This is a genomic window from Cupriavidus sp. 05L310 (assembly GCF_056398185.1).
This window is the reverse complement of the sequence record NZ_JBFTOX010000010.1, coordinates 67067-90663: the sequence shown is the minus strand read 5'-3', so window position 1 is coordinate 90663 and position 23597 is coordinate 67067. Positions and strand designations below refer to the sequence as shown.

Annotated in this window: 19 protein-coding genes; 8 read left to right on the top strand and 11 right to left on the bottom strand. The window is 68.6% G+C overall.

Annotated elements, in window-relative coordinates:
- The first annotated feature begins 35 nt into the window (after window positions 1-35).
- The 4 genes from pyk to AC1DS6_RS09395 all read left to right on the top strand — a co-directional run bounded on the left by pyk (window position 36) and on the right by AC1DS6_RS09395 (window position 6630).
- Entirely contained in the window at window positions 36-1514 is a 1479-nt protein-coding gene (gene pyk / locus AC1DS6_RS09410; protein WP_035873150.1) for a pyruvate kinase, read from the top strand.
- A 101-nt stretch (window positions 1515-1615) separates the two neighbouring features.
- Entirely contained in the window at window positions 1616-2509 is an 894-nt protein-coding gene (gene ypfJ, locus AC1DS6_RS09405; protein ID WP_441636852.1) for a KPN_02809 family neutral zinc metallopeptidase, read from the top strand.
- Window positions 2510-2632: 123 nt separating this feature from the next.
- Window positions 2633-3388 carry a TetR/AcrR family transcriptional regulator gene (locus AC1DS6_RS09400; RefSeq protein WP_477102468.1) on the top strand — a complete coding sequence of 252 codons (756 nt, stop codon included), beginning with the start codon at window positions 2633-2635 and terminating at the stop codon, window positions 3386-3388.
- Window positions 3389-3531: 143 nt separating this feature from the next.
- Complete coding sequence (locus AC1DS6_RS09395) at window positions 3532-6630, top strand: efflux RND transporter permease subunit (protein ID WP_441637174.1); 3099 nt, start codon at window positions 3532-3534, stop codon at window positions 6628-6630.
- Between the two features lie 234 nt (window positions 6631-6864).
- On the opposite strand, the gene AC1DS6_RS09390 is transcribed toward AC1DS6_RS09395, so the two are convergent.
- The 8 genes from AC1DS6_RS09390 to AC1DS6_RS09355 all read right to left on the bottom strand — a co-directional run bounded on the left by AC1DS6_RS09390 (window position 6865) and on the right by AC1DS6_RS09355 (window position 12685).
- Window positions 6865-7215 carry a hypothetical protein gene (locus tag AC1DS6_RS09390; protein WP_441637176.1) on the bottom strand — a complete coding sequence of 117 codons (351 nt, stop codon included), beginning with the start codon at window positions 7213-7215 and terminating at the stop codon, window positions 6865-6867.
- Between the two features lie 419 nt (window positions 7216-7634).
- Complete coding sequence (gene rnk, locus AC1DS6_RS09385; protein WP_441637178.1) at window positions 7635-8054, bottom strand: nucleoside diphosphate kinase regulator; 420 nt, start codon at window positions 8052-8054, stop codon at window positions 7635-7637.
- Window positions 8055-8573: 519 nt separating this feature from the next.
- Window positions 8574-9014 (bottom strand): Cd(II)/Pb(II)-responsive transcriptional regulator, encoded by a 441-nt coding sequence (locus AC1DS6_RS09380; protein WP_045242294.1) that lies wholly within the window; start codon window positions 9012-9014, stop codon window positions 8574-8576.
- A 117-nt stretch (window positions 9015-9131) separates the two neighbouring features.
- Entirely contained in the window at window positions 9132-9509 is a 378-nt protein-coding gene (speD, locus tag AC1DS6_RS09375) for an adenosylmethionine decarboxylase (protein WP_441637180.1), read from the bottom strand.
- Window positions 9510-9519: 10 nt separating this feature from the next.
- Window positions 9520-9690, bottom strand: a complete 171-nt coding sequence (locus AC1DS6_RS09370; RefSeq protein ID WP_441637182.1) for a hypothetical protein — start codon at window positions 9688-9690, stop codon at window positions 9520-9522.
- Window positions 9691-9696: 6 nt separating this feature from the next.
- Window positions 9697-11208 carry a DUF4178 domain-containing protein gene (locus AC1DS6_RS09365; protein ID WP_477102467.1) on the bottom strand — a complete coding sequence of 504 codons (1512 nt, stop codon included), beginning with the start codon at window positions 11206-11208 and terminating at the stop codon, window positions 9697-9699.
- 13 nt (window positions 11209-11221) lie between these two features.
- Window positions 11222-12253 (bottom strand): SPFH domain-containing protein, encoded by a 1032-nt coding sequence (locus tag AC1DS6_RS09360; RefSeq protein WP_276290777.1) that lies wholly within the window; start codon window positions 12251-12253, stop codon window positions 11222-11224.
- A gap of 45 nt (window positions 12254-12298) precedes the next feature.
- Window positions 12299-12685: a DUF350 domain-containing protein gene (locus tag AC1DS6_RS09355; protein WP_441634485.1), complete on the bottom strand. Its 387-nt coding sequence runs from the start codon at window positions 12683-12685 to the stop codon at window positions 12299-12301.
- 219 nt (window positions 12686-12904) lie between these two features.
- Between AC1DS6_RS09355 and AC1DS6_RS09350 the strand changes: the two genes are divergently transcribed.
- The 4 genes from AC1DS6_RS09350 (at window position 12905) to htpX (ending at window position 17724) form a co-directional block, all read left to right on the top strand.
- Entirely contained in the window at window positions 12905-14416 is a 1512-nt protein-coding gene (locus AC1DS6_RS09350; protein WP_441634487.1) for a polyamine aminopropyltransferase, read from the top strand.
- Between the two features lie 27 nt (window positions 14417-14443).
- A complete protein-coding gene (locus AC1DS6_RS09345) occupies window positions 14444-16168 on the top strand; it encodes an NAD(P)-binding protein (protein ID WP_441634489.1) in 1725 nt (574 codons plus the stop codon).
- Window positions 16169-16239: 71 nt separating this feature from the next.
- On the top strand, window positions 16240-16695 hold the full coding sequence (locus AC1DS6_RS09340) for a hypothetical protein (protein WP_477102466.1): 456 nt from the start codon (window positions 16240-16242) through the stop codon (window positions 16693-16695).
- Between the two features lie 150 nt (window positions 16696-16845).
- A complete protein-coding gene (gene htpX, locus AC1DS6_RS09335; protein ID WP_045242287.1) occupies window positions 16846-17724 on the top strand; it encodes a protease HtpX in 879 nt (292 codons plus the stop codon).
- 53 nt (window positions 17725-17777) lie between these two features.
- Here the strand turns inward: htpX and AC1DS6_RS09330 are convergent, their stop codons facing one another.
- The 3 genes from AC1DS6_RS09330 to AC1DS6_RS09320 form a co-directional block, all read right to left on the bottom strand.
- The gene (locus tag AC1DS6_RS09330; protein WP_441634494.1) at window positions 17778-18812 is read right to left on the bottom strand and encodes a GlxA family transcriptional regulator; all 1035 of its coding nucleotides are present in this window, start codon (window positions 18810-18812) and stop codon (window positions 17778-17780) included.
- A gap of 62 nt (window positions 18813-18874) precedes the next feature.
- Window positions 18875-20092 carry an MFS transporter gene (locus AC1DS6_RS09325; protein ID WP_441634496.1) on the bottom strand — a complete coding sequence of 406 codons (1218 nt, stop codon included), beginning with the start codon at window positions 20090-20092 and terminating at the stop codon, window positions 18875-18877.
- A gap of 123 nt (window positions 20093-20215) precedes the next feature.
- Entirely contained in the window at window positions 20216-23497 is a 3282-nt protein-coding gene (locus tag AC1DS6_RS09320; protein ID WP_477102465.1) for a bifunctional cytochrome P450/NADPH--P450 reductase, read from the bottom strand.
- Window positions 23498-23597: the final 100 nt, after the last annotated feature.

Sequence of the window (23597 nt, the reverse complement as noted above, 5' to 3'; positions counted from 1 at the left end):
TGGGCGCGCCACCCGAGATTGGAAGAGGAGACAAAATGAGACGCCAGCGCAAAGCCAAGATCGTTGCCACGCTCGGACCGGCCAGCACCGATATCGAGGTGATCCGGCAGCTGTTCGAGGCAGGGGCCGATGTGTTCCGCCTCAACTTCAGCCACGGCTCCCACGACGACCACAAGCGCCGCTACGATGCCGTGCGCCAGGTCGAAGCCGAGACCGGCCGCCCCATCGCCGTGCTGGCCGACCTGCAGGGGCCCAAGCTGCGCATCGGCACCTTTGCCGCGGGCAAGGTCGCGGTCAAGGCCGGCGACGTGTTCGTGCTCGACAGCGATCCCGGCCCGGGCGATGCTACCCGCGTGCACCTGCCGCATCCCGAGCTGTTCCGCGTTGCGGCGCCGGGACAGTCGCTGCTGATCGACGACGGCAAGGTGCAGCTGAAGATCGAGTCGGTGGCCAGCGGCAGCATCGTCACGCGCGTGGTGAACCACGGGACGCTTTCCGATCGCAAGGGCGTCAACGTGCCCGACGCGGTGATCCCGATCCCCGCGCTGACCGAGAAGGATCGCAAGGACCTCGACTTCGCGCTGGAACTCGGCGCCGACTGGATCGCGCTGTCCTTCGTGCAGCGTCCGGCCGACATCGTGGAAGCGCGCGAGATCATCGGCACCCGCGCCGGTGTGCTGTCCAAGATCGAGAAGCCCGCCGCGCTGCAACAGCTGGAAGAAATCGTGCGCGTCTCCGATGCGGTGATGGTGGCGCGCGGCGACCTCGGCGTGGAGCTGCCGCCGGAGCGCGTGCCGGGCGTGCAGAAGCGCATCCTGCGCATCTGCCGTCAGCACGGCAAACCCATCGTCATCGCCACGCAGATGCTGGAATCGATGATCGATTCGCCGGTGCCCACGCGCGCCGAAGCCTCCGATGTGGCCAGCGCCATCTATGACGGCGCCGATGCGGTGATGCTGTCGGCGGAATCGGCCAACGGCCGCCACCCGGTACCGGCGGTGGCGATCATGGACCGCATCATCGCCGAGGTGGAGCGCGATCCGCTCTATCGCAACCTGCTGGACGCGCAGCACGAAGCACCGCTGTCCACCCGGCAGGACGCGATCTGCGCCGCGTTGCGCGAAGTCACGCAGATCATCGGCGCGGCCGCCACCGTGACCTACACCTCGTCGGGCTCCACTGCGCTGCGCGCGGCGCGCGAGCGGCCGCACGCGCCCATCGTCAGCATCACGCCGAACCTGGAGATCGCGCGGCGGCTGGCGCTTGCCTGGGGCGTGCATTCCACCGTCAGCCCCGATGTGCAAAGCGTCGACGAGATGGTGAACGCGGCCACCCGCGCCGCGCTGGCCGAAGGCTATGCCGCGCCGGGCGACCAGATCACCATCGCGGCTGGCATGCCGTTCGGCCAGGGCGGCACCACGAACCTGCTGCGGGTGGCCGAGATCGGCGGCACGGAGCCGGGCAAGGCGCTTGCGCTTGGCGCCGGCAGCACGGTGCCGGCGGTTACGGCCTGATACACCACACGCATGCGCCGGCGCCAACGCCGTTGCTATACTGATCGACACACTGTGGCCACTGTCCGGCCGCAGCGATCAACCAGCAATGCGGAGCCACCATGCGTCTCGATGACGAAGCCGAAAGCCAGAATGTAGAAGACCGCCGGGGAGAGGGTTCCGGCGGTTTCGGCGGCTTCGGCGTGGGGCCCAAGACGCTCGGCATCGGCACCATCCTGGTGGCGCTGGCGGCGTCGTATTTCTTCGGCATCGATCCTTCCGTGATCATGCAGGGCGCCTCGGTGCTGCAGGGTTCGCAGCAACAGGCGCCGCAGCAGCAGCATGTGCCCAGCCATCCGCCCGCCAACGACCAGATGACGGTGTTCGTGCGCAAGGTGCTGGGCAACACCGAGCGCACCTGGTCGCATATTTTCGAGACTGACCTCAACCGCCGCTACGCGCCGCCCACGCTGGTGCTGTTCTCCGGCGCCACGCCCACCGCCTGCGGCACCGGCGAGTCGGCCATGGGGCCCTTCTACTGCCCGGGCGACCAGAAGGTCTATATCGACCTGGCCTTCTACGATGAACTGCGCCGCCGCTTCGGCGCCGGCGGCGACTTTGCCCAGGCGTATGTGATCGCCCACGAAATCGGCCACCACGTGCAGAACCTGCTCGGCGTGTCCGGCAAGGTCGACGCCGCGCGCCGCCGCATGGGCGAGGCGCAGGCCAATCAGTTGTCGGTGCGCGTGGAGTTGCAGGCCGATTGCCTGGCCGGCGTGTGGGCCGCCACCGCGGAACGCATGAACCAGCAACTGCTGGAACCCGGCGATATCGAAGAAGGCCTCAAGGCCGCCGCCGCCATCGGCGACGACCGGCTGCAGAAGCAGGCCCAGGGCTATGTCGTCCCCGAAGCGTTCACCCACGGCACCAGCGAGCAGCGCACGCGCTGGCTGCGCCAGGGACTGACTACCGGCGACATCCGCAAGTGCGATACCTTCGCGGCCCGGCAACTCTGAGCCCCGCGCGTCCGCATTGACCGGCCGGAAGCCCGCCCCCCCACCAGGGCGGGGAAAGGAAAAGTGCCTGATCCGTTGTGTAAACATTGTTCACAAAGTGACTGATTGTTTATAATCGCGGCCATGCCCTCCGCCCGCCCGCCGCAACCCAGCCTGCAAGCCCAGCCCGCCGCCGTGCCGTCCGGCAGCACGCCAGCCGTGCCGCTTGCCGCGCGCGCCGGCGTGCCTGTGCGGCCGCCCGCGGCACGTGCGGCTGGTGCCGCGCAGCGCCGCGAGAGCGTGCGCGAGGCCTTCTTCAACGCCGCCCGCGCGCTGTTCGCGGAGGCTGGCTTCGCCGGGGTCACGCTGCGCCGCATCGGCGAGCGCTGCGGTTATAGCGCCGCCGCCATCTACCGGCATTTCGAAGACAAGACCGCACTCCTGTTCGAGGTGTGCGCGCAGGACTGGGTACGGCTGGCGGCCGCGCTGGCCGAGGCCCGGGCCGCCGCCCGCACGGCCGCCGAGGTCCTGCCGGCGGTGCTGGACGCTTACGTGGCGTGGGCCCTGGCCCATCGCCACAGCTATCACCTGATGATGATGATGGGCCTGCCGGCCGACGCCGAACGCGCGATCGACCAGCGCTGGCGCGAGCGTTTCCCCGAGGACCCGGTGGCCGCCGTGCTGCTGGCTTGCGTGCGCGACCAGCAGGCCGCCGCGCTGATCGATGCCGGGCATGACGCCGGCGACGTCACCGACGCGCTGTGGACCGCCGTTCACGGGCTGGCCGCGCTCGACATCACTTTCGAGCACCTGCCGCGCGAGAACCGGCGGCCGCTGGCGCATCGCCAGCGGGTGTTGCTGGCAGCACTGTTGCGTGGTTTCGCGCTGCCTGCCCATTAGGGTCGCCGGACCCCACGGCAACCCTCCCCCCTCCTGCTGTTTCGCCTCACGGCGCTATCCGTACAGTTAGCGCGCCGTCCCACGTTCCATCGCACCGGATCCGCGGCCCGCTGTCGCGCCGGTGCCAGATAACCGAATCTGTCATGGCGTCCTTCTTCCTTCGCCGGCCCGCCTTCGCGTGGGTCATTGCCATCCTCACCATGGTGGCGGGCCTGATTGCCCTCACGCGCATTCCCATCGCCCAGTATCCGGCGGTGGCGCCGCCCACCGTGATCGTCTATGCCGACTATGCCGGCGCTTCGGCACGCACCGTGGAGGACGCCGTGACCGCCGTGCTGGAGCAGCAGATGCATGGCATCCCCGGCCTGCTCTACCTCGATGCCAGCAGCGAGGGCGGCGCCGCCACCATCACGCTGGGTTTCCGCCAGGGCACCGACGCGCAGCTGGCGCAGGTCAATGTGCGCAACCGCGTCATGCAGGCCGAACCGCTGTTGCCGGAAGCGGTGCGCCGCGGCGGCATCTTTGTGGACCAGGCCAGCAGCAGCCCCTTCATGTATGTCTCGCTCGTCTCCGATGGCGGCCAGCTCGACGAAACCGCGCTGGGCGATTTCGCCGCCGGCTCGCTGCTGCCGATGCTGCGCCGCCTGCCCGGCATCGGCAAGGCCGAGCCTTATGGATCCGAGTACGCCTTGCGCATCTGGTTCGATCCGGACAAGCTCAACGCCTACGGCCTCACCGCCGCGGACGTGGAGCAGGGCATCAGGGCGCGCAACGGCGATGTCACGCCCGGCCAGCTTGGCAGCGCGCCGGCGGTGCCGGGCCAGCCCTTCCAGGCGCTGGTGCGCCCGCCCCGGCCGCTGAGCGATCCGGAAGCGTTCGAGCGCATCGTGGTGCGCGGCGGCAGCGACGCCTCGCTGGTGCGGCTGCGCGACGTGGCACGGGTGGAACTGGGCGCCAGCGACTACCGCTACGGCTCGCGCCACGATGGCCAGGTCGCGGCTTCGATCGGCCTCAAGCTGGCCGATGGCGCCAATGTGCTGGCCACTTCGCGCACCGTGCGCGCGGCGCTCGATGAAGCCGCGCGCAGTTTTCCGGCGGGCGTGCGCTATGAGATCTCGTCCGACAGCGCGCAGTTCGTCGAGCGTTCCATCTGGCGCGTGCTGACCACGCTGGGCGAAGCTACGGTGCTGGTCTTCCTGATCCTCTACCTGTTCCTGGGCAACCTGCGCGCCACGCTGATCCCGGTGATCGTGGTGCCGGTGTCGCTGCTTGGCACCGTCGCCTGCCTGTACGCGTTCGGCCTCTCGCTGAACGTGATCACGCTGTTCGGCGTGGTGCTGGCGATCGGCATCCTGGTGGACGACGCCATCGTGGTGGTGGAAAACGTCGAGCGGATCATGCGCGAGGAAGGCGTGGGTGCGATGGAAGCGGCGGCCCGCTCGATGCGCGAGGTGTCGGGCGCGCTGCTGGCGGTCACGCTGGTGCTGTGCGCGGTCTTCGTGCCGATGGCGTTCATGGGCAGCGCGGTCGGCGTGATCTACCGGCATTTCGCCATCACGCTGGCGATCTCCATTGCCTTCTCGCTGTTCTTCGCGCTCTCGCTGGCGCCAGCCATGTGCGCCAGCCTGTTGCGCCATGCGCCGCATCCGGTGCGCGGGCCGCTGGCGTGGTTCGAGCGCGGTTTCACGGCATTTACCGCGCGCTATGCCGGATGGGTGCAGGCGCTGCAGCGCCGCCGCCTGCGCTGGCTGGGCATCTACCTGGCGCTGGCGGTCGCTGGCGGCGTGCTGATATGGCAGATCCCCGCCGGCTTCCTGCCGGACGAGGACACGGGCGAGATTGTGATCGATGTGGAACTGCCGGCAGGCTCCACCCAGGAGGAGACGCGCACAACCGTGGCGGCGCTGGAGAAGTGGCTGCAGGACGGCAAGTATCCGGTGCGCTCCACCTTTGCCGTGCTGGGCTGGAGCAATTCCGGCAGCGGCGAACAGCGCGCCAGCCTGTACCTGGCACTGCAAGACTGGGAGCGGCGCGGTGCCGGGGAGCGCGCTGACGTGCTACTGGCGAGGATGACGGCTGCGCTTGAGGACTGGCCAGGCCGGGGACGCGCGCAGCTCTACGCTTATGGCGGCGCTACCTTGCCCGAACTGGGCAGCACCGGCGGCCTCGACATGCGGCTGGTCGCGCAGCCCGGCACCGGACGCGAGGCGCTCTTCGCCGCCCGCGACAAGCTGCTTGCCGCGGCCAGGGACGAACCCGCGCTCGGCGAGGTCCGTGCCACCACGGCGCAGCCCGCGCCGGCGCTGGACCTGCGCATCGACTACGAGCGCGCGCGCAGCTTCGGCGTGGAGCCCGAGGCCATCCACCATGCGCTTTCCGCCACGCTGGGCTCGCGCTACGTCGACGAAGTGGCGCGCGAAGGCCGTATCCGCCGGGTGATCCTGCAGGCCGACGCGCCTTACCGGATGAACCCCGCCCACTTGTCGCGCGTGCACGTACGCAACGAGCGCGGCGGCATGGTCTCGCTCGGCGCCTTCGCCGAACTGGTGTGGGGCAAGGGTGAAGCCACGCTGGAGCGGTTCAGCGGACTCCCCTCGGTGCGCATCAACGCCGACGTGGTGCCGGGCCACAGCACCGGCACGGCGATGGAGCGGCTCACGGCCATGGTCCGCGAACTGGGCGGCACCTATGACGTGCGCTGGACCGGGCGCGCCTTCGAGCAGCAGCAAAGCGGCGCGCAGGCGCCCTGGCTGTTCGCCTTGTCGTTGCTGTTCATCTTCCTGTGCCTGGTGGCGCTCTATGAAAACTGGACCCTGCCGCTGGCGGTGCTGTTGATCGTGCCCGCCGGCCTGCTTGGCGCGCTGGCGGCGATCTGGCTGCGCGGGATGCCGAACGACGTCTACTTCAAGGTGGGCGGGATCGTGATCATGGGGCTGGCGGCCAAGAACGCCATCCTGGTGGTGGAGTACGCCGAGCAGTTGCGCCGCGGCGGCATGGGGCTGGTCGAAGCTGCCAGCCAGGCCGCCCGGCAGCGGCTGCGTCCGGTGGTGATGACATCGCTGGCCTTTATCCTGGGCGTGGTGCCGCTGGCGATCAGCACGGGAGCGGGTGCGGCGGCGCAGGGCGCGGTCGGCACCGGGGTGCTGGGCGGCATGCTTGGCGCGACCGTGATCGGCGCGCTGGCGGTCCCCTTGCTCTATGTCCTGATCGGGCGCCGGCGTCCCCGGCGCGAGCGGGAATGACGGGCGCGCGCCAGCCTTTGAGGCGTTATGGAATAAGGTGGGATGAACTGCGGGACGGCCGGAGGGATTGAATGTACAGCGGGAGGTACAGCGGGAGCGGCGGGTAAAAATCACCCACCCGGCGGGAGAGAGAAGGAGGAGGAGGTCAGCCGGGCAGGTGGGAGATAAAGCGGGAAAACAGGTGCATAACCGAGGCGGCCACCTAAGTGGCCGCCTGGTAACACGAGGTCTGGATCAGACCTTATAGCCGTACAGCGATCCGTCGCCGGAGCGCGAATTATCCAGCGAGCTGGCAGAGATTTCGCCACTGAAGGCGCGCGCGCCATCGGTGAACGTGTCGAACTTGCCTTGCTTGGCGCCGTCGGTGTACGGGTCGTACTTGCCGGCGCGGGCGCCGTCGGAGAACGTATCGAACTTGCCTTGCTTGGCGCCGTCAACGAACGGATCGAACTTGCCGGTGCGCAACGCATCGGCATAGACGTCGAACTTGCCGACCTTGCTGGTGGCGGGGGCCGCCAGTGCCGCGGCCGATCCGGCCACCAAAAGCACTGCTAACGCGCTGCCCAGGATGCGTTTGGCATTCATTTGGGACTCCTTCAACTGATTGTTTTGTCGCTTTTGTTTTAAGCCGCAGTTACTTGCTGCTCTTTGGCAATCTATGTTGCTATGCGAGCACGGACTGAAGATTAGTGGCTGGGCGCGCAAGGAGAAATACCACTGCGACGAATGGTGCGTTGCGAGTCGTGAAACGCTGGAAGTGCGGACGAACGGCGCGGATTGGCCGCCGGATGGCGCAGCCGGGACGTGGAAACGGCGTGGCGCAAGCGCCTGGCGCGCGGTGCGATAGCCTGCCAGCCCAGGCTGGAGGCCGTCTAGCGCCGGGCAACGGTGCGCGCGGGCGCTCGTGGGACCGGTGTGCGCAACGCTGCCTGCGGCGCGCGAGGACGCCGCGATCGGCGTCCTGAAAGCGCACGTGAGATGCCCTGAATGTGCCTGCTGCGGCCTTAAACGGTGTACTGGCCGTTGGCCTCGGGCTGGAACGACAATTCGACCACCGTGACGCTTTGCTCGCGTCCGTCCGGCAGGCGGTAGCTCACGGTCTGGCCGGCGCGCGCCCCCAGCAGGACGCGGCCGATCGGCGACAGCACCGACAGCCGGCCCTCGTCGAAATCCGCGGTGTCCGGATACACCAGGGTCCAGCGGCGCGGCGTGGCCTCGCCTTCCAGCACGCACAGCATGCTGGAGTTCATGGTGACGACATCCTTCGGAATGGCATCGGCCGGCACGATGGCGGCGCGCTCCAGGATGCTGTCGAGCATCTCGGCCAGCGGGGCGGCGCCGGCACGCCCGGCAATGCGCTCGAGGCGGGTTACGTCGAGCTCGGTAAGGTAAAGGGTCGGTTGTTGCTTGGACGAAGCCGTCATGATGAATCCTCGCTAAGTGGCGATGCGGCGACCCAGGGCGGCTGGAGCGATCCGTCATGGATCGGCTCCGGGCACTGCTAGGTCATGGAATAAGGGGCCGTCAGGAACGGCGGGAAAACCGCGAACAGGGAGTGACTCGGCCCGGTTCGGCGCTTGCCTGCGTTGGGGGGAACGTCAGGCTGGGAACCGGGCAGGATCAAGCGGTGCGCTGATCCGGCGGCAGGCAATAGCCTGTGTGGCTTGCGCGCGCGGCGCCTGCGCTACGCGCGCGGACGCGCCGGCCTGCCCGATACGGGCAAGCTCGACAGCGGTCAGCGACAGGCAGCTAAGCGTCATTTACGTGCGGCAACTATTGGATGGAAATTCGGGAAAGCGCGCCACGCGGTGGGATCGATGAGAGCAATGGCTCACTCAAATGTCTCGTCGCGGGACCGTGCCGCCGCGCTTTTCACCAGCTTGGTGCGCGGCAAGTTGAGGAATCGTAGCATAGCCGGCACCGTTCAGCACCGGGGCGCAACCCTAGCCTTGATCCACGGCATGCGGATGGCATTCGCAGGCGGCGCCGGCCGCGGCCTGCTGCAGGTTCTGCAGGATGCCGCACTCGCTGGCCGGATGGGGCTGGTCGCAGGTGTGGCGCAGCGCCCGCAATTGGCCCTCCAGGGCCTCGAGCGCAACGCGCTGCGCATGGATCTGCTCGATCTGGCGATCCAGCAGGGCGTTGATGTCGTCGCAGGCGAGTGTCGGATCCCGCTCGAAGTCGCGCAGGCGCCGGACGTCGGACAGGCTCATGCCCAGCGAGCGGCAGTGGCGCACGAAATTGAGCTGCAGCAGATGGCTGTCGCCATAGCGGCGATAGCCGTTGTCCTCGCGCTGGGGTGCGTCAAGCAGCCCTTCGCGCTCGTAGTAGCGGATGGTTTCCACGTCGCAACTGCTGTGTTTTGCCAATTCACCGATACGCATGCCGACTCCAGATCACTCCTGCACCCAAGCAAAATCCCCGTAGTAATTACAGGGTCGTATGCAGTGTAGACCACGGGGGCGGGTCTTGCCAGCTCTCTGGAAGCTGGACGCAGCGGCTCAGGCCGGGGCCGGTCCTCGTGCCTGGTCGCGCAAGGTGAGCGCACGCGGCGCGAAGGCCGCGCGCACCACTTCCACCGCCAGTTCGGGCCGGGCGGCGCCGCACATGAAGACATCCACGGCGGCAAAGCCGTATTCCGGCCAGGTATGGATGCTGATATGCGATTCTTTGAGCAGCAACACCCCGGTCACGCCAAGGCCCGGCCCGAAATGCCGGAAGCGCGCATCGACCACGGTGGCGCCGGCGGCCTGCGCCGCCTGGTAAAGCACGCGCTCGACCAGGGCGGCATCGGCCAGCAGTTCGCTGGCCACGCCTTGCAGGTCGGCCAGCAGGTGGTGGCCGAGCACGGCCGGACAGGGTAACGCCGGCGCATTCATGCCTGCGCGCTCACTTGTGTCCGCCGCCGGAGGACCAGCCGCTGGAGCCGGAAGAGCCGCCACTCCAGCCGCGCGCACTGCTATAGCCCGAGGAAGAGCCCGAGCGGCCGGTATCGCCGATGTTGAAGAAGGTCGTGCCGAACAGCACGATGATGCCGTAGACGAGGTAAAGCAGACGCACGCTGTCTTAGTCCTTTCCGGCCCAGCGCTGGACCAGCCAGATCGGCGCCCACAGCAGCAGGAAGCCGACGACGATGGTGAACCATCCGCGGTCGGTGACAAGGGCCACCGGCACGTTGAGGATCGCGAGGAGGATGGCGTAGACCTTGGCGCTCTTGCGGCAAAAAGCGAGGTCATCGGTGCTGCCCGCGCGCGTGCCGGGCGAGGCCCGGGCCGCCTCGGCCAGCCCGGGGCTGGACTTGAACCACAGCGCGACCTGGGAGCGCGGCACGGTGGTGGACAAGGTCCAGACGATCTCTGTATCGGAAGTCTCGCGCGTGAGCCGGCGCGCGGGCTTGCCGAACTCGGTCAGGCGCGTAGTGTCGCCCACCTTGACGTGCCAGTTGAAGGTGCCGGCCGCGTACAGCACCTCGCTCTGGTAGTCGTAGCCCTGCTGGAAGGTCTGGCCCTGGTAGCTCGCGGCGGTACCGGACACCATGCGCGGCCAGGTGTCGAGCACCTCGACCCGGTCCCAGCCGCTGTCCTGTTCGACCAGCCACATCAGGCCGCGCTGCTCGTTGAACAGCAGGTACTCGACCCAGGTGGAGGCTTCGTCCTCGTCGTTGTCGGTGCATTGCATCAGCCCCAGCACCGTGTAGGGCTTGCCGTCGATGCTGCCGGTATCGCCCGGCGCCAGGCTGGTCCGCAGCGCATCCAGCTCGCGCTGCTTCTCCAGCACCAGCGCGGTCGAGGTGGTGCAATCGATCTCGCTGTGGCAACTCGGGCAGACCACGAAGCTGGCCACGCCCGCGCGGTAGGCGATGGCGCCGCCACAGCCCGGGCAGGCCAGCGGCACGGCCTTGCCCCGATAGCGGTCGGCGGTGCCGGCGATCTGGTCGGTCTCGCGCAGCAGCTGGCACTTGAGCTGGTCGAGCTTGACCGCCTGGCCGGTATAGATGGCCGGCGGATCGCCGTCGGCGTAGTCGAGCGTCAGGAAACGGCCCTCGTCGCGGAAGTCCGCCACCTGCGCGGTCCAGCCCGCGCCGACCGTGAACGGCAGTTCGCCCTGGCCACCGGTGCAGCGCGCGCTGCGCACATCGCTGGCCAGGTAGCGATGCTTGTCGAAGTACAGGGGCGTGCCCGGCGTGAGCTGGTCATGGCGCGGCAGCGTCACGCCGTTGAGCTGGGCGGCGGATTGCTCGGCCGTGACGCGCCGGGTCAGCATGTACTGGCCGGAGGCATCGGCCAGCCAGCCGTCGCTGCCGTCGTCGAACAGCACATACCACTCGTTCCACAGCCCGGCGTCGTAGCGCAGCTGGATGCGGCCGACCAGCGTGAAGCCCTGGCCATCCCACTGGCCCGAGGTATGGAGCTGCAGCGGCGTGTAGTCCTCCAGCACGGCGGACATCTTGCCGATGTCCCTGACCGTGTCGGCGTCCTTGAGCAGCGTGCTGTGGCAGTACTCGCACACCACCATCACGGCGGCCGACGAGCGAAAGGCCGCCGGCGCGCCGCAACTTGGGCAATTGATTTCTTGCATGCGTCCGCTACGCTCAGCCGACCAGCTTCTTCAGGATCTCGGCCTTGGCGGTATCGAAGTCGGCCTGGGAGATCAGGCTCTTGTCGAGCAGGTCCTTGAGCTTCTGCAGCCGCGCGGCGGGATCGTCCGCGGGTGCCGCAGCCGGAACCGCAGCCGCCGCAGCGGGCGCGGCGGGCTGTACGCCAGCGGCGGCGCCAAGCCCGCCCGCCATTGCCTGGCCCATCACCGCGCCGGCCGCCAGGCTGGCGCCCAGCCCGGCCACGCCGCCTTCGTTCTGCGCGGCCAGCGGGATCGAGGTGGCGACCTGGTACTGCGTGTACTTCGCCATATCGCCCATCATGCCCATCGAGATGCGGGTGTCGATGGCCTTCTGCAGTTCCTCCGGCAGCGACACATTGGTCACCGCGAAATTATCCAGCGCCACGCCATAGCGCTCGAACTCCGGCGCCAGCTTGTCGCGGATGGTCTGCGACATCAGCGCCTGGTTGGCGGCCATGTCGAGGAACGGCACCGAGGCGCCGCCCAGCGTGGACGTCATGGTGGCGATCAGCAGGTTGCGCAGCTGCTCTTCCACCTCGTCGCGGGTGTACTCCGCGCGCGTGCCGCTGATCTCCGTGTAGAACCTGGCAGCATCGGCGATCTTGTACGAGTACAGGCCGAAGGCACGCAGCCGCACCATGCCGAAATCGGCGTCGCGGATGGTGATGGGCTGGGCGGTGCCCCACTTGCGGCCGATCTGCAGGCGGGTGCTGAAGAAGTAGACGTCCGACTTGAAGGGCGACTCGAACAGCTTGTCCCAGTTCTTCAGGTAGGTCAGCACCGGCAGCGTCTGCGTGGTGAGCTTGTGCATGCCGGGCCCGAACACGTCGGCGATCTTGCCTTCGTTGACGAACACCGCCATCTGCGACTCGCGCACGGTCAGGCTGCCGCCGTACTGGATTTCCATATCCTCCATCGGGTAGCGCCAGGCGAGTACGCCGTCGCTGTCCTCGGTCCATTGGAGGATGTCGATAAACTGCTTCTTGATGAACGATCCGATGCTCATGGCGATCCCCAAAGTTCTCAGCAAATTCCCAGCAAATCCGGCCAGTCAGGACAGGCACGCGGCGTTGATCGCCCCGACCGTCACCGAGATGGCGCCCATCAGCCCGCCCATGCCGATATTGTTCGACTCGATCGCGGTGTCCATGTCGGGCAGCGCGCGCGTCAGCCCGGCGTAGGCCAGCGCCTGGACCAGCATCGCGCCCACCGACCACACCAGGAACATCAGGAAGGTGTCGTTGTGCTGGATGCTGGACGACAGCGTAAAGCAAAAACCGATCATCGCTCCCGACAGCGACAGCGCCGCCGCGAGGTTGCCCTGGCGGATCAGCGCGAACTCGCGAAAGGGCGTGATCCTGGTGTAGACTCCGACGAACACTGCCAGCAGGGCAAGGCCAGCCAGCAAGTGCAGCACGTAGGCGTAGATGGCTTGCATCGTTGTTATTCTCCGGCGGGTTCCACGACTGTGTTCCGGTTCAACTTTTGGCAGTATCTTGCCGGCTACGCTGCCGCGCCGGCGCTCAAGTATATCGTTGTCCATTTCCAGCAATGACAACAATTTACAGCGTGCCAGGCCGATCCTGTATCGCGGCTCGCCTGCTCCCCTCCCTCCCCTGCCCATCCGATCCCGACCGCCGACCCGACTGATTACCTGATGCGCGACCGTACCCTTGTTCTTTCGGTGTTGATCGTGGCGTCCTGCGGGCTCGGCTACGAGCTGATCGCCGGCGCCCTGTCCAGCTACCTGCTGGGCGATTCCATCCTCCAGTTCTCTTCCATCATCGGCTGCTACCTGTTCGCCATGGGCGTAGGCTCCTGGCTGTCGCGCTATGTGAAGGACGAAGACGTGCTGGCGCGCTTCATCGATATCGAGATCCTGATCGGACTGCTCGGCGGCATCTCCGCCGCGCTGCTGTTCGTGGTGTTCGCGTGGCTGTCGGCACCCTTTCGCACCGCGCTCTACGCCATGGTGTTCGTGCTCGGCGTGCTGGTGGGCATGGAGATCCCGCTGGTCATGCGCGTGCTCAACACACGCCGCACCGCTTTCAGCGAACTGGTCAGCCGCGTGCTTACCTTCGACTACCTCGGGGCGCTGGCGGTCTCGCTGGTGTTCCCGCTGGTGCTGGCGCCGCGCCTGGGCCTGTCGCGCACCGGCTTCCTGTTCGGCATGCTCAATGCCGGCGTGGCGCTGGCCACCATCCACATCTTCCGCGACGAACTCAAGCCGGTCATGTCGCGCATGCTGCGTGCCTCGCTGGTGCTGGTGCTGCTGGCCGGCGGCTTCCTGGCTTCCGGGCGGCTCACGCACTGGGCGGAGCGCGGCATGTTCGGCGACGAGATCATCCACAGCGAAAGCACGCCGTACCAGCGCCTGGTGATCACGCGCTGGAAGGATGACCTGCGCCTCTATATCAACGGCAACCTGCAATTCTCCTCGCGCGACGAGCATCGCTACCACGAGGCTTTGGTGCATCCGGTGCTGCAAGCGCTGCCCTGGGCGCGCCGCGTGCTGGTGATCGGCGGCGGCGACGGGCTGGCGGTACGCGAGATCCTCAAGCACAGGAATATCGAGCACGTCACGCTGGTCGACCTCGACCCGGCCATGACCACGCTGTTCTCGCGCAGCGAACCGCTGGTGGCGCTGAACCAGGGCTCGCTCAAGGATGCGCGCGTGCAGGTGGTCAATGCCGATGCCGCGCAATGGATGGAACAGCACAACGAGATGTTCGACGCCATCATCGTCGACCTGCCCGACCCGTCCAACTTCGGGCTCGGCAAGCTGTACTCGGTGCCGATGTACAAGCTGATGTCGCACCATCTCGCCGAGAAGGGCTATGCGGTGGTGCAGTCCACGTCGCCCTACTTCGCGCCGCGCTCGTTCTGGGATATCGACGCCACGCTGCGCGAAGCGGGCCTGCATACCTGGCCTTACCACGCCTACGTGCCGTCCTTCGGCGAGTGGGGCTTCATCCTGGCGGCCAAGCGCGCCGACTACACGCCGCCGACGCGCTACAGCGTGCCGCTCAGGTTCCTCGACGCCGACAGCACCGCGCTGATGTTCCGCTTCCCCGCCGACATGGCGCCGCGCGAGGCGCGCGCGAACCGGCTCAACGAGCAGACGCTGGTGCATGATTTCGAGCAGGACTGGCGCAATGTCATTCGCTGATTGCCGTTGCCTGCACGGGGAGCCCGAATGGACCGCCGCCGCTTCCTGATCGCCGGCGCCGGCACGGCCGGCCTGGGCTTGCTCTCCGGCTGCGACCGGCTGGGCGACGATGCCAGCCGCTTCCTGGCGGGCGTCGGCCTGCGCGAGCCCGCGCCCGTCGTGTTGCGCCCCGGCATGGCCGAAGGCCATGCGCTGCGCGATGCCGCCAGCTGGCCGTCGGCCGTACCCGCGCAGGACGAGATCGTGACCGACGTTGCCATCCTCGGCGGCGGCGTGGCCGGGCTCAGCGCGGCGTGGCAGCTGGCGCGCGGCGGGCTGAAGGATTTCGTGCTGGTGGACGGGCCGGAGTTCGGCGGCAATGCGGCGGGCGGCAATTTCGGCGCCGACCTGGCCTTCCCGCGCGGCGCGCACTACCTGCCGCTGCCCTCGCCCGAATCGACGCATATCCGCGAGATGCTGGCGGATACCGGCGTGATCCGGCGCGACCCCTTCGCCGCGCGGCCGGAGTTCGACGAGCGCGCGCTGGTGCATGCGCCCGACGAGCGCCTGCTCTTCGACGGCAAATGGCACGACGGCCTGCTGCCCAGCGATGCCGTGCCGGACGAGGAGGCCGCGCAGCACGCACGCTTCCTGGCCCGCGTCGAGCAGCTCAAGGCCGCGCGCGGCAGCGATGGACGCAAGGCCTTCGCCATTCCGCTGGCGCTGGCCTCGCAGGATCCGGCCTGGACCGCGCTGGACCGGCAAAGCATGCGGCAATGGATGCTGGCCGAAGGCTATACGTCGCCCACCCTGCATACGTATGTGGACTACTGCTGCCGCGACGACTACGGCGCGGGCCACGAACTGATCTCCGCCTGGGCCGGCCTGTATTACTTCGCCAGCCGCGCGGGCCATGCGAGCGATGCCGCCGACGGCGCCGTGCTGACCTGGCCCGACGGGCTGCATGCGCTGGTGACGCGGCTCTCGGCGCGGATCGATGCGCACCGCGGCGCGGGGCAACAGGCCAGCGCGCAGCCCTGGCGCCGCCCCGGCATGGCCTTGCAGGTACGGGAGCAAGGCCGGGAGGTCTCGGTACTGTGCGCCTGGTGGCCGGACGGCGTGGGCGCCCGGCCGCCGCGCCTCTACCGCATCCGTGCGCGCCGCGTGATCTGCGCCATGCCGCTGCATGTGGCCGCCCGTGTGGCGCCGCTGCGTGAATTCGGATTCGACCCGGCGCGCCACCTGCCGCCCAGCGCGTCGTGGATGGTGTCGAGCTTCCGCCTGCGCGGCTTCCCGCCGGAGGCAGCCGGCGTACCGCTGGCCTGGGACAACGTGGTGCACGGCGGGCGCGGGCTGGGCTATGTGGTGAGCACCCATCAGCTGATCCGGCAAGCGATGCCGGCGGCCACGGTGTTCACCGCCTACTGCCCGCTCGACGCTGCCGCCGACCCGGGCGCGGCACCGCGCCCGCTCGCCGACACCCGCCGCTGGCTGGCGGAGGCCAGCCCCGCCGAACTGATGGACTATGCCACCACCGACCTGCGCACGGCTTACGGGCGCGCCTTCTGGCGCCACGCCGACGCGGTGGAGATCACCGTGCGCGGGCATGCCATGGCCTCGCCGCGCACCGGCTTTCTCGGCAACGCAGGCGCAGCGGCGCTGCGCGCTGCCGATGGGCGCGTCCTGTTCGCCCACGCCGACCTGTCCGGCGTTTCAGTGTTCGAGGAAGCGGCCTGGTGGGGAACCCGCGCCGCGCAAAAAATCCTCGGCTAAGTGTCCGGATGTGATGCTTGCGGTACTACATGTGGCAATGCCGCATCCTGTAGAATTCTCGCCACGGATTCGTGTCGAATCCCCATATCGAGCGATCCCAAACCAATCTATTTGTGCGCGCCATCCGCTTCCTGCTGCTGCTTCTGATGCTTGCCGTCATGCCCTTCCAGAGCTGGGCAGGCGCGGGCGTGTGCGCGGTCGGCAACGCGGCGTCGCATGGCTGGGCGCAGCCGGATTCGTGCGGCGCGGCGGCGCAGGCGGCACAAGATGCCGCATACGCCGCTGTAGATAACCGGGATCGCGCCGACGCGGCCGCTGCCAGCATCGCGGCGGATCCCGACGAAGCCCCGGGCTCCGCTGATCTTGGCGATCCTTCGCAGCCCGGCGCCGACCTGGCCGAATCCCTGTTGCCGGCCTCGCCCCTGCGCTTTGTCGCCGGGCTCGCCGGTAGCGGCGCGCCCACACACCGCGCCGGCGCATTGCCCGACCCCGACCTTCCTCTCCAGCAGCGCCCACCCAGCGCCTGATGCTCTCCCCGCGCGCAAGCTGGTCTTGCGCGCACTCGTTGTTCGCCCTTGCGATTTTTCCGTTGGCCGTGAGCACCCGGCGTGCCCGCGATGACCGCAATGCGCGCGCCTGGTTTCCCCACTGTATCGATCACTTCCTCACATCAAAACATGAAACGCGTCCTCCTATTCCTGGCGACCAACCTCGCCGTCATGCTTGTCCTCAGCTTCACCGCCAGCCTGCTGGGCGTGAACCGCTTCCTGACCAGCAACGGGCTCAACCTCGGCATGCTGCTGGTCTTTGCCGCGCTGATGGGCTTCGGTGGCTCCTTTATTTCGCTGCTGATGTCCAAGACCATCGCCAAGTGGTCCACCGGCGCGCAGGTCATCACCCACCCCGGCAACAGCACCGAACTATGGCTGGTGCAGACCGTGCAGAAACTGGCCGACCGCGCCGGCCTGCCGATGCCGGAAGTCGCCATCTATGAAGGCGAGGCCAACGCCTTCGCCACCGGCGCCACCAAGAAGAACTCGCTGGTGGCGGTCTCCACCGGCCTGCTGCAGACCATGTCGCATGACGAAGTGGAAGCCGTGCTGGCGCATGAGGTGGCCCACATCGCCAACGGCGACATGGTCACGCTCACGCTGATCCAGGGCGTGGTCAACACCTTCGTGATCTTCCTGGCGCGCGTGGTGGGCTACTTCGTGGATTCGATGCTGCGCAAGAACGATGAGGAATCGAGCGGCCCCGGCATCGGCTACATGATCACGGTGGTGGTGTGCGAGATCGTGTTCGGCATCCTGGCCAGCATCATCGTGGCTACCTTCTCGCGCCACCGCGAATACCGTGCCGATGCCGGCGCGGCCAGGCTGATGGGCAGCCCGACGCCGATGGTGGCGGCGCTGCGCCGCCTGGGCGGACTGGAGCCGGACGGCCTGCCGCAGAACATGCAGGCCATGGGGATCGCCGGCGGCAAGTCATGGCTGTCGCTGTTCTCCAGCCACCCGCCGATCGAGGAGCGGATTGCTGCGTTGCAGGCCAAGGGCTAAGCGCCTTTCGTCCGCCCCCTCTGCCACTTGGTGGGAGAGGGGGGAAGCCACCGCTACGCAACCTCCCCCCGCTCCGCCGGCCTGGTCCTGAACGCCGCCCGGTACCGCTCCGGCGTGGTCTGCACATGCCGCTGGAACGCCTGCCGCATGACGTCGGCATTGGCAAAGCCGGTGGCATGGGCGATGCCTTCCAGCCGCCGCCCGTCCTCTTCCAGCATGCGCCGCACCGCCTCCACCCGCAGCCGCTCGACGTAGCGCGCCGGTGTCTCGCCGACCTGCCGCGCGAACACGCGCGCGAAGTTGCGCGGGCTCATCGCCACGCGCTCCGCCAGCACGGGCACCGACAGGTCGCGCGCCAGGTGCTCCGCCATCCAGCCCTGCAATTCACGTAATTCCGGACTCTGCGCGCTCTGCGCCTGCAGCAAGGTGGAGAACTGCGCCTGGCTGCCGGGCCGGCGCAGGAACAGCACCAGCTCGCGCGCGACAGCCAGCGATGCGGCGTGGCCTAGATCGTCCTCCACCAGCGCCAGCGCCAGGTCCATGCCCGCGGTGACGCCGGCCGATGTGTACAACTGGCCGGCGCGAATCCAGATCGGGTCCGGGTCCACCTGCACCAGCGGATGGCGCTGCGCCAGGCGCGCGGCGTGGCGCCAGTGGGTGGTGGCGCGATGGCTGTCGAGCAGGCCGGTGCGCGCCAGCACGAAAGCGCCGGTGCAGACCGCGCCCAGGCGGCGCACGCGCGGCGCCTGCTCGCGGATCCAGCCGATCAGCCGCTCGTCCTCGGCCGCCGCCGCATGGCCCGAGCCGCCGGCGATCAGCAAGGTATCGATCGGGCCTGACAGCATCTCGCCGATGCGGTGATACGGCGCATCCGCCAGCAGCCGGATGCCGCTCTCGGTGCACACCAGGCCGTCGTCGCGCACGCTGGCGATGCGGATCTCGTAGGCGGGCGAGCGCCGTCCGTCGAGCCGGTTGGCATGGCCGAACACGGCGCTGGGGCCGGTGACGTCAAGCTCCTGCGCGGGGTCCGGCGCGACCAGCACCACGATGCGCGGCGGGTCGGATGGCAAGGGAGGGCTGGATGGCATGGATGATGGTCTCGACGAGAGTGTGTATGCGTGCCAGCCGCCGATCATACTGGCGCCGGCCGTCACCCCGCCAGCGCCGCCGCGCGTGGCGCTTGCCGTTGCCAGCCCAGCGTGACCAGCAGCGCCACCCCCAACGCGGGCAGCACCGCCAGGTTGACCGCCTGCCAGCCATGGCGGTATAGCACCTGGCCGGCGGCAAGCGTGGCCAGCGCGGTCAGCGCGGCGGCCGAGAATTCGGCCAGCGCCTGGGTACGCGCGCGCTCCGCGGGCCGGTAGCTCTCCGCCAGCAAGGTGGTGCCGCCGACAAACATGAAATTCCAGCCAACGCCCAGGCACAGCAATGCGACGTAGAAGGCCGGCAGTGCTGTCGACGCCAGGGCCACCAGCGAACCCATCGCAGCGAGCGCGATGCCGCACATCAGCATCGGCCCGCGGCCAAAGCGCTGCAGCAGCCAGCCGGAGAAGAAGGATGGCGCGTACATCCCGACGAGGTGCCACTCGATGATCTGCGCGCCCTGCTTGATGGTGTGGCTGCACGCCACCGCGGCGATCGGCGTGGCGGTCATCACGAACATCATCACCGCATTGCCGATGCCGTTGTTGGCGAAGGCCGCGAGGAAGACCGGCTGGCGCGCGATCTCGGCCAGCGGGCGCGCGGGGAGTGCCGTGTCGCCGTGCCCGGCGGCTACCGCGGCGGCGGCTTGGGCGGGCGGCTCCCGGTAGCCGAAAACCAGCAGCAGAACCGTGGCGAGACCGAACACCGACACCACCGCGTAGGAGCCCGCGAAGGGCTGCGCCACCATCAGGTTGCTGCTCCACGCCGCGATGGCGGGGCCGCACACGGCCGCCACCACGCCGCCGGTCAGCACCGTGGAGATCGCGCGCGGCTTGTCGGCAGGCGCGGCGGCATCGGCGGCGGCCAGCCGGTAGAAGCGCGCGAAGGCCTGGAACACGCCGACCAGCGCGGTACCCACGCAGAAGGCGGCGAAGTCATGGTGCGCGATCGCCCACACGGACACCAGCCCGCCGGCGCAGCACGCCAGCCCGCCGAGGCTGAATGCCGCGCGGCGGCCCAGCCGCTCGATCAGGAAGGCGGCGGCGATGGCGGTGAGGGCCGATGCGACGGTGATCAGCGCAAACGGCAGCGTGGCAAGCGCCTTGTCAGGCGCGAGCGTGTAGCCGACCAGCCCGGTCAGCGTCAGATCGACGGACAGGGCCGAGGTAAACAGGGCCTGGCAGATTGCCAGGACCCGGGCCTGGGACATCGCGGGACGTGCCATCGGGCGCTCCGGTGTAAGGGCGGTGGGGATGACACCGAGCGTAAGGAATATGGCGCCGTGGCGGCTGACAATGATCCGCAGATTTCTGCCAACCAGCGCGAAGGCGAGACGGCACCTGGCCGGCTAGTTGAACACGTCCTGCCGGTACTGCCCCTGCGCCACCATCGCCGCAAGCCGGTCGGACGCCGCGGCCTTGCTCATGCCGCCCTGCTGCGCGGCGATCTCGATCAGCGTGCGGCGCACCGCCGGCGCCATCAGCCGGCCATCGCCGCACACGTAGATCGTGGCGCCGTCCTGCAGCATCGCCCACACGGTTTCGCGATCGCGCCATAGCAGATGCTGCACATAGCGCTGGTCCGGCGCGCCGGCGGTGGAATAGGCGGCATGCGCCTGCACCACGCCCCCGGCCTGCCAGCGCGCCACATCGTCGCGGTAGAGCCAGTCGTGCTCCGGATGGCGGCAGCCGTAGTAGAGACGGCTGGCTGCCACCGCCTGGCCAGCTGCCATTTGCGCCGCGCGCTCTTCCAGGAATCCGCGGAACGGCGCGATGCCGGTGCCTGGCCCGACCAGGATCATCGGCCGCGCCGGATCGGGATCGGGCGCGAAGGCCGGATTGGGCGTACGGATCGCCGCCGCCACCACGGCGCCCGGCGCGAGTCCCTGCAGCCAGGTGGATGCCACGCCGCGGAACAGGCCGCGGCCCGACAATGCCGCCGACAACACCATGCCGACGGTGATCGTCGCCACGTCGGGCGATACCGCCGGCGACGAGGCGATAGAGTAGAAGCGCGGGCGCATCGGCACCGTGCAGGCCAGCAAGCCCGGCAGCGTCAGCGCGATCGCGGGATGGCTCACCAGCACGTCCACCAGCCCCAGCCGCTGCGCGGCGACGCGCGCGGCGTAGCCGTCTTCCGCATGGTCCGACCCGAGCCGTTCCAGCGCCGCGCGCGTGAACGGGCAGCGCGTGTATTGCACCAGCGTGCGCAGCGTCTGGCGCGACACCACGTCCTGCAGTTCGATGAAATGTGTCAGCAGCGCGCGCAAGGGCAGCGCCTCCTCCAGCGGCAGGCCGCGCGCGGCGGATGCATGCGCGGCGGACAGCGTCACCATGGCCTCCGGATCGAGATCGAGCCGCTCGCACAGGTCGCGTACGGTGGCCGGATGGTTCTGCGGATAGACCGCGAGATGATCGCCGGTGGCATAGCTCGCGCCTTCGGGCAGGCGCAGCCGGATATCGCGCGTGGAAGTGCGCGGCGCTTCCTGCGCAAAGTCCCACAGGCCGGCAGGATCGTTCACCAGTTCGGTGTTGGCCAGCACCGTGAAGGCCTGCGTCGACGGCGGCAGCGTGCCGGCGCGGATCGTGGCGATATCGCGCAGGCGCACTTCGATGTGGCTCGCGCCCGCCGCATCGGGCGCCGCGCCCTGCTCCACACGCAGCGCCTGCAGCGATTGCCACAGCCCGGCGAGCCACGACTCCGCCGCCTGGTCGAAATCGCCGTTGCCGTCGGCTTCACCGCGCGCGAGCAATGGCGTGGCGCCGGCAGCGCCGAAGAAGTCGTGCAGGCGTTTGGGGAATGCCTGATAGGTGGCCCACTGCGAATTGCCGCAGCCGAGCACGGCAAAGCGCAGGTCTCCGGCGCGATAGTTATCCACAGCCGCGCCGTCGAGCATGGCCTCGAAGCGCCGCGCCGAATCGGGCGCGCGGCCATTGTAGGTGGCCGCCACGATCACCGCCAGGCCTTCGGCGGGCAGCGCGCCAATCGCGTCATCCAGGTCGCGCAGCGTGGCATGGAAGCCGGCCGCCAGCGCACCGGCGTGGATCTGCTCGGCCAGTTCGCGCGCGGTGCCCAGGCTCGACCCGCACAGTACGGCAAGGGCCTGGCCATTGCCCCGCACCGCCGGGCGTTGCGACTGGACGCTGGCCGCGCCGGCCGCCGCGGCGGCGGCGATGCGCTCATGCGGTCGGCGCCTGCGCGCCCTCAACGTGAACGCATCCGGCTTCAGGGTCAGCGTTTCCTTGATGCGGAACTGGTAGTCGTGCGGATCGCTGAACTGGAAGTTGCGCAGCATCAGCGCCAGCGCCAGCTTGGCCTCGGTGAGCGCGAACTGGCGCCCGATGCAGGCGCGCTCGCCATTGCCGAACGGCTTGTAGGCGTGCGGATGGAGCCTGGCTTCGTGCTCCGGCAGGAAGCGGTCGATGTCGAAGCGTTCGGGATCGGCCCACACCTTGGGGTCGCGGTGCAGCGCGGTGAGCACCACCGAAACGCGGCGGTTCTTGTGGATCAGGTAGCGCCCCCCGATCACGGTGTCCTCGAACGGCGCCACCGCAAAAGCGGGCGCGGTGGGCCACAGGCGCAGTGTTTCCTTGAGCACGCGGTCGATCACCTGGAGCCTGGCAAGGTCGGCATAGACCGGCGGTGCATCTCCCGGCAGCACGGCATCCACTTCGGCATAGGCCTGCGCCAGCACGCCGGGATTACGCAGCAGTTCGTACAGCGCGAAGGTCAGCAAGCCGCTGGTGGTCTCGTGCCCTGCGATCAGGAAGGTGATGACCTGATTGCGGATATTCACATCGTCCAGGCGCTGGTCGGTGTCGGGATCGCGCGCGTCCAGCATCAGGTTGAGCAGGTCGTGCGCCGGCGGCTGGCCGGCATCCTTCCCGGCCGCGGCGCGGCGTTGCCTCACCACCTCGTCCACCAGCTCGCGCATGTAGCGGATGTCCTCGGCGAACTTGCGGTGCGCCGCGTGCATGAACTTGTCCTGCAGCGCGAAGCGGGTCAGCTTGCCCATGGCCTCTTCCAGCGCGCCGACCATCGCATCGATAAAGGGGTGGAGCTGCTCGCGCGAGAATGAATCGAAGTCATAGCCGAAACCCGACAGCGCGATGGTGTCCAGCGTGAGCCGGGTCATGTCGTCGGCGATCGCGATGTCGGTGTCGGCGCCCTGGCGGTCCCATTTGTCGACCAGGCGGTTGGCCACGCGCAGCATCACGTCGAAGTAGCCTTTCATCGCGCGCTGGCTGAACGCCGGCATCAGGATGCGGTGGGCGCGTCCCCAGTTCTCTTCCTCCCCGTGCGCGGTGAACAGGCCGTCGCCTGCCAGGTCGCGCAGGTAGGACAGCGGCGGCCCGACGATCTTGCGAAAGCGCTGCCCGTCCGACAGCTCGCCCGCCAGCGCGGCATCGCTGACGAACGCCACGCGGCGCCCGGCGAAATCAAGTTCGAAGATGCCACCGAAATGGCGGCTGCGTGCCAGCAGATGCTGCGCGACCTTGCCGGGCGTGACTTGCAGCAGGTTGCCGACCAGCGGCCAGCCGGCGTCGCACGGAATCGGCGCGAGGGCGGACACGGCCGGCGCGGCGGACAGGGTTGCGGCGGGCACGGCGGGAGCGGAGTCGCGCTGCATGGTCGGTTCACCTGGTGGTAGTCGGCGAGCGGATCGCCAGGATTGGGCCAAGGGGCACGCGGCCGCCTTGTGTCTCTTGTTCGTTATTTTCTTGCGGGGT